The organism is Vibrio sp. R11-SG3-ISO3-SZ (genome assembly GCF_059834345.1).
In genome coordinates, this window is sequence record NZ_JCBDGX010000056.1 from 38,149 (window position 1) to 44,612 (window position 6,464).

General features: G+C 50.0%; 7 protein-coding genes. All 7 read right to left on the reverse strand.

Translation table 11 applies throughout. The features are described from left to right. Nucleotides 1-30 precede the first annotated feature (30 nt). Nucleotides 31-1,692: a bifunctional UDP-sugar hydrolase/5'-nucleotidase UshA gene (ushA, locus tag AC6R1O_RS07745; protein WP_500656788.1), complete on the reverse strand. Its 1,662-nt coding sequence runs from the start codon at nucleotides 1,690-1,692 to the stop codon at nucleotides 31-33. Between the two features lie 379 nt (nucleotides 1,693-2,071). Beyond that, entirely contained in the window at nucleotides 2,072-2,923 is an 852-nt protein-coding gene (gene kdsA, locus AC6R1O_RS07750) for a 3-deoxy-8-phosphooctulonate synthase (protein WP_334551169.1), read from the reverse strand. A gap of 78 nt (nucleotides 2,924-3,001) precedes the next feature. Continuing rightward, entirely contained in the window at nucleotides 3,002-3,811 is an 810-nt protein-coding gene (locus AC6R1O_RS07755; RefSeq protein ID WP_487903621.1) for a SirB1 family protein, read from the reverse strand. A 57-nt stretch (nucleotides 3,812-3,868) separates the two neighbouring features. Continuing rightward, nucleotides 3,869-4,252 carry a SirB2 family protein gene (locus AC6R1O_RS07760; RefSeq protein ID WP_500625738.1) on the reverse strand — a complete coding sequence of 128 codons (384 nt, stop codon included), beginning with the start codon at nucleotides 4,250-4,252 and terminating at the stop codon, nucleotides 3,869-3,871. Between the two features lie 23 nt (nucleotides 4,253-4,275). Continuing rightward, on the reverse strand, nucleotides 4,276-5,133 hold the full coding sequence (gene prmC / locus AC6R1O_RS07765; RefSeq protein WP_500656789.1) for a peptide chain release factor N(5)-glutamine methyltransferase: 858 nt from the start codon (nucleotides 5,131-5,133) through the stop codon (nucleotides 4,276-4,278). A gap of 37 nt (nucleotides 5,134-5,170) precedes the next feature. Next, nucleotides 5,171-6,259, reverse strand: coding sequence for a peptide chain release factor 1 (gene prfA / locus AC6R1O_RS07770; RefSeq protein ID WP_500656790.1), 1,089 nt, complete (start codon nucleotides 6,257-6,259; stop codon nucleotides 5,171-5,173). Between the two features lie 67 nt (nucleotides 6,260-6,326). Further along, on the reverse strand, nucleotides 6,327-6,464 hold a 138-nt coding region (locus AC6R1O_RS07775), incomplete at its 5' end, for a glutamyl-tRNA reductase (RefSeq protein ID WP_500656791.1).

Genomic DNA, 6,464 nt, shown 5'->3' on the forward strand with positions numbered 1-6,464 from the left:
CAGTTAATAAGATTTAGCTTGTTAGGTCAATTACTTGTAAACCATCTCACCTGCTGGTGCGTATTGGTTTACATCTACTGGGCTGTTCGCCTCTAGGTAGTCTTTGAGCACTTCTGCATCAACGAAGCCCGTGTTGACGTGACCTGGGTGGTCCGTCAGCTTAGGATAGCCATCGCCCCCTGCAGCATTGTAGCTTGGTACTGTGAAGCGGTAAGTGCCGTCAAGACGCAACTGTTTACCACCGATAAACACGTTTGACACTTCACCGTTTTCCACTGTCATTGAAATGCCGGCAAACTGAGCGTAAGCGCCAGAGTCCACTGGCTTGGTCGCCACAACGTTGAGGTAATCCAACACTTCTTGGCCAGACATATCGGTGTAGGTCAAAATGTTGGCAAACGGCTGAACCGTTAGTACGTCTTTGTAGGTCACGTCACCGCCTTCAATCGAGTCACGCACGCCACCTGAGTTCATCACAGCAAAATCCGCTTTGGCACGTTGCATGTGCGAGGTCGCGATCAAACGGCCTAAGTTGGTCTGTTGGAAACGAACCACATTACGATCCCCTTCCAGCTTGCCATTGGTCTCTGCGATCTTCACATTCAACTGAGCTTGACCTTGCTCTTGGTAAGGACGCAAAAACTCGAGCAGTTCGCTGTCTTCGGCAATCTCGTCTTCGATAAAGACGCGTTTTGATTCGCCATCCACTTTGACTTTTTTCTTCAAGTTGACCGGAATCAGGTCGTAGCTCACCATCTGCAGTTCACCGTTACGGAACTCATAGTCCGCGCGACCGACGTATTTGCCCCACTCGTGCGCCTGGACAATGTAGGTGCCATTTTGCATGTCCGGTTTACACTCATCGGATGGCGCGAAGTTTTTCTTCACGACATTTGGCGCTTCCATACAGACTGGTTCCTGGGAGTGACCACCTACAATCATATCCAGAGAACCTTCATCTAGGTAACGAGCCAAAGCCACATCACCCGGTGCGTTCACGCCACGCTTACCATCTTCGTAGTGGCCCATGTGAGTCACAGCGAAAATCAGATCTGGCTTTTCCGTTTCTTGTAGCTCAGCGATCAGCTTCTTCGCTTCTTCTTTCGGGTCGCGGAAATCGATGCCACCAATAAACTCTGGGTTACCGATTTTCGCCGTATCTTCGGTAGTTAAACCGATGACGGCAATCTTAATACCTTGCTTATTGAACATCTGGTATGCCTGGAACATACGCTCGCCCGTAGCTTTGTCGTAGATGTTAGCGGACAGCATTGGGAAGTTGGCCCACTCTTTTTGCTTGAACAACACCTCAAGTGGGTTGTCAAACTCGTGGTTACCAAGCGCCATCGCATCATAGCCGATTTTGCTCATGCCTTTGAAATCGGGCTCCGCGTCTTGCAAGTCAGATTCTGGCACGCCAGTGTTGATGTCACCACCAGACAACAGCAGCACGCTGCCGCCTTGTGCAGTGATATCAGCACGCAACTCATCGATCAGAGTTTTACGCGCGGCCATCCCATACTCGCCGTATTTGTTCTGCCAAAAACGACCGTGGTGGTCATTGGTGTGAAGGACGGTGAACTTGTACGTTGTGTCTGCTTCCCACTCGTGCTGCGGTGCGGTGGCACAGCCAGCCAGAGTTGCCAGAATTGCTGCGCTTATAGCGCTTTTTACGATCAGGCGTTGCTTCATTGTCATACCTTTTGAACTTGGGGGTTTCCACTGCCGAAATTACTGTGCTCTCAACGAGTTAAACGGAGTCAAAAAACGGCTCTGAGAACAGTAAAACTTGAACTAGTTTAAATTAAGGGTTCTTGCGCAACAGTCTGTTTTCATATTTATGATGTATCGATCACTTTATTTCGCTTGAAAGGATGAAACAAACCACAGAGTTTTCATTGGCCGCATCAAGCGATCACAGGCAAACGTTTAGCTTATTGATGGTCTCCCAAGCTTGATTTTGCGACAGAGAGCGTTTAACCAACAGTTTTGCACCCATTGTCCAACGTTCACCGCCTATAAACGAAAAAAGCCAGCAAATGCTGGCTTAATCGATGTTTTTCGCGACAGACTATTTAATGTCGATCGGAGCAAAACCCTTAATCAAATCATCAAGGGCTTTCATTTGCGCCAAGAAAGGCTCCAGTTTATCTAGCGGCAGCGCAGAAGGACCGTCGCAACGCGCCTTATCTGGATCAGGGTGAGCCTCGATAAACAAACCGGCGATACCGGTTGCAAGGCCGGCTTTCGCAAGCTCGACCGTTTGCTCACGACGACCACCAGATGCCGCGCCAGACGGGTCACGCATCTGTAATGAGTGGGTCACATCGAAAATAATCGGGCTACCATTGGAGGCTTTTTTCATAACGCCAAAGCCCAACATATCCACCACCAAGTTGTCGTAGCCGTGGCAAGAACCGCGCTCACACAAAATCACCTGCTCATTGCCACACTCAGCAAATTTCTCGACGATATTGCCCACTTGACCTGGACTCATAAATTGCGGTTTCTTGACATTGATGACGGCGCCCGTTTTCGCCATCGCTTGCACGAGATCGGTTTGACGCGCAAGAAACGCAGGCAACTGAATAACATCAACCACATCGGCAACAGGCTGAGCTTGCGCTTCAGTGTGGACATCCGTGATAATTTTTACGCCAAATGTCTCTTTGAGCTCTTGGAAAATCTTCATGCCCTCTTCTAGGCCTGGCCCACGGTAGGAGTGTACCGAGCTGCGGTTGGCCTTATCGAAAGAGGCTTTAAATACGTAAGGAATACCAAGTTTGTCAGTGACCTTCACGTAGTGCTCACAAATTTGCATCGCAAGATCGCGCGACTCGAGCACATTCATGCCCGCAAATAGGGTAAACGGCTTGTCGTTGGCAACGGGGATATCGCCAACCTGAACGATTTTCTGTTCCATTTTGTTCTCTCTTTATTTAGTCACTGCGCTTAACAACCACAGTGGTTTGTGTGCGTTGGCGGCAAACACCGCCTAGCGCTAGTGTAAAGTGACGCGCGTATCGCTCATCGCGTTGACTTGGCTCTTGAGCAGTTCAGACGCCGGGTCATCAGGGCATTGGTCAATAAAATACTGATAATCATTGAGTGCAATTTGATGACAATCAAGCTGCTGATAGATAAAACCACGGTCGCGGATTTCATAAGGGTCATCCGGGACAAACGTCAGCGCCAAGTCGGTACATTTTAACGCTAAAGTGTAGCGCTCTTCACGCAGCAGCGCCGATTTAATCAATGCTAGCCAGCGACCAATCACGGTTGGATTGTCCGCTTCTTTAAGGTGTTCAGATTTGAGTGTCGCCAACGGACCGCTGTGCCCTATCAACCAAGCGCCCAACGTGTGCTCACACACGTACTCGCCATTAAAAGGATTGATGTAACGCGCCGGCTCACCGAACCACTCCAGTTTGAGCAAAAACTGGGTAGGAAACGTGACGGCCTTAAGAGGAAAGTCCAGTTGACGGCCAAGATAAAGCAGCAGCGAGCCTAAACTCACCGGAATCCCCTTGCGCCGCTTTAGCACTTTATCGACAAAAGCATTAGCGGAGTCGAAGTAGGCATCTTGATCGCCGCGAAATCCCCACTCATGGTAGAAAAGTCGCAATAGCGCATCAAAACGTTGCTTCTCATCATACTCGTGGCTTAGCGCCAGCTCAGCTTCTTTAACCAAACGAAGTAATTCTGCCTCTGCCCACGCCACTTGAGTGTCTGAATTGATGGCCTTATTCAATGCCAAAGCGCCTTCTACCAGCTCCATTGCATCAAAATCTTCGTCAAATAACTCCAGCATATCTCGCCTAACCACCTGTTTTGTTGTCTATCTTAGTGTTTTTCTCATTCTGGTTGATTAACCAAAAAACATCGGCGTTTTGGTGACGGCGACTTTGCCCGCCATCGCCAACCACCCGAGCGCGCCAAAAAAGGAGAACGTGCGCAGCAGTTTGTTTCGGCCCAGTTTCAAGGCGAAAAAACCAAGGGCAATGTACGCCAGCACGCAGGTTAACTTTTCTGTTAACCATGGGGCCGCTGGTGTGAACGGAATGAAGCCCGTGATGACAATCAGATAAATACCTGACAACAGCAAGAAGGTGTCATTAATGTGAGGAAACACTTTGAGAAACTTGTTCTCGAGTAGCTTTGAGTTGGCCATCATCAGTGCAAATCGTACCGAAAGCAGCGTGGCGCTGATGGCAATGGTCAATAGGTGAAAATGCTTTAATCCTTCGTACATGTTCTCTTCTCTATTTTTTATCTCTATGAGTCAGCAACGTGGCAACCTATGGTTACTCGATCGTTACCGCCGTAATCCTTGAGGGTGTCGATTTGGCGATAGCCATTGGCTTGCAGAATCTCTCGCACCGCCTTACCTTGCTCAAACCCATGCTCAAACATCAACCAGCCATTCGGCAGCAAATAGTCGCGTGCCGCTCTCGCGATCCATTTGATGTCTGCGAGGCCTTCATCCTCAGCCACTAGCGCACTCAAAGGCTCAAACCGCACATCACCTTGCGTCAAATGTGGGTCACTCTCTTCGATATAAGGAGGATTAGACACAATCAAAGCAAACTGCGTACCAGCTTCAATAGGTTCGAACCAACTGCCCGCTAAGAACGCAACATTGGTGATACCAAGACGCTCTGCGTTGCGAGTGGCTAAGTCGCGTGCGTCATCCTTGAGGTCAACCCCGATTACCTTACGCTGAGGGCACTCACTGGCTAGCGCCAAGGCAATGGCGCCCGTTCCTGTGCCCAAGTCCAGAATCGGCCCTTCAATGTCTGGCGCTTTATCGAGCGCAATTTCGACTAAACGCTCAGTATCAGGCCGTGGGATCAAGGTCGATGGCGAGACCAGTAGTGGCAGAGACCAAAACTCTCTTTCACCCAAAATATACGCCACAGGTTCTCCCGCGCAGCGGCGCACTAATAGCGCATCGAAAGCGGCAAGCTGCGCGTCGTCGAGTGTTTTTTCTGGCCAAGTGAACAAAAAGGAACGCGGTTTCTCCAACGCGTGGCAAAGCAGTACCGCCGCATCAAGCGCTGGCGACTCACTGCCGCTTTGCTCAAGTTGCTGAGTCGCTCGCGCAAGCGCTTGTTCCACCGTGGTGATCGTCATATCAAGCTCATCTCCATTCCGTAGTAACGGAATGCCATTAATGGTTTTCAGCTAATGCGGCTAACTGATCCGCTTGGTGCTCTTGGATCACTGGGTCAACCAAGCTCACCAAATCCCCTTCCATCACTTCGTTCAAACGGTAAATGGTCAGGTTAATACGGTGATCAGAAACGCGGCCTTGTGGATAGTTGTAGGTACGAATGCGATCGCTTCGATCCCCTGAACCCAACAGGTTGCGACGAGTGTCTGACACTTCAGCCGCACGTTTTGCCTCTTCCGCTTGAATGATACGCGCCGCCAACACCGCCATCGCTTTCGCTTTGTTTTTGTGTTGAGAACGCTCGTCCTGACACTCGACTACCGTGCCTGTTGGTAAGTGAGTAATACGAATCGCCGAGTCCGTGGTGTTGACGTGCTGACCACCGGCACCTGACGCTCGGAAGGTATCAATTTTCAGATCTGCCGCTTTGATTTCAGGAATCTCCGCTTCTGGAATTTCCGCCATCACCGCGACGGTACATGCTGAGGTATGCACACGACCTTGCGACTCGGTTGCCGGTACGCGCTGCACGCGATGACCGCCTGACTCAAATTTCAAGATGCCGTAAGCGCCTTCACCGCTCACTTTGGCAATCATCTCTTTGTAACCACCATGCTCGGCTTCACTGGCAGACATCACTTCGATGCGCCAGCCTTTCTTTTCAGCAAACTTACTGTACATACGGAACAGATCACCGGCAAAAATGCCCGCTTCATCACCGCCCGCGCCCGCACGAATCTCGAGGAAACAGTTGCGATCGTCATTTGGATCTTTTGGCAGCAGTAGAATCTGCAGCTCCCCTTCTAGACGCTCAATCGCGTCTTTGGCCGCTGAAATCTCTTCTTGCGCCATTTCACGCATCTCTTCGTCGTCTTCATTGGCCATATCTTGCGCCGCGACTAAGTCTTCTTGAGCTTGTTGGTAAGCTTGGAAACACTGAGTGACTTCTTCAAGTTGCGAGTACTCTTTCGACAGAGCACGGAATTTATCTTGGTTACCGATCACATCCGGATCGCCAAGTAAGTGTTGAACTTCTTCGTAACGTTCAACCAGTGTTTCTAGCTTAGTTAGAATCGAGGGTTTCATACTGTATTTCTCAAGATAGGGTAAGTGGGCACAATCAATAACGTACGGGCACGGCAAAGTGAATCCGCTAGTTATCGTCTAGGCCTAAACTTTGTCTAATGATAGCAAGCTTTGCAGGCTCGCCCTGCTCCGCAGCCCTTTGCATGGCGCGCGTCGGAGCGTGAATCAATCGGTTGGTCAATTTGTTGCTGAGTTCATGGAGCAG

Excerpts from the sequence above, each read along its gene's own strand:
- ushA (WP_500656788.1), bottom strand. The coding sequence starts at position 1,692 with ATGAAGCAACGCCTGATCGTAAAAAGCGCTATAAGCGCAGCAATTCTG.
- kdsA (WP_334551169.1), bottom strand. The coding sequence starts at position 2,923 with ATGGAACAGAAAATCGTTCAGGTTGGCGATATCCCCGTTGCCAACGAC.
- AC6R1O_RS07755 (WP_487903621.1), bottom strand. The coding sequence starts at position 3,811 with ATGCTGGAGTTATTTGACGAAGATTTTGATGCAATGGAGCTGGTAGAA.
- AC6R1O_RS07760 (WP_500625738.1), bottom strand. The coding sequence starts at position 4,252 with ATGTACGAAGGATTAAAGCATTTTCACCTATTGACCATTGCCATCAGC.
- prmC (WP_500656789.1), bottom strand. The coding sequence starts at position 5,133 with ATGACGATCACCACGGTGGAACAAGCGCTTGCGCGAGCGACTCAGCAA.
- prfA (WP_500656790.1), bottom strand. The coding sequence starts at position 6,259 with ATGAAACCCTCGATTCTAACTAAGCTAGAAACACTGGTTGAACGTTAC.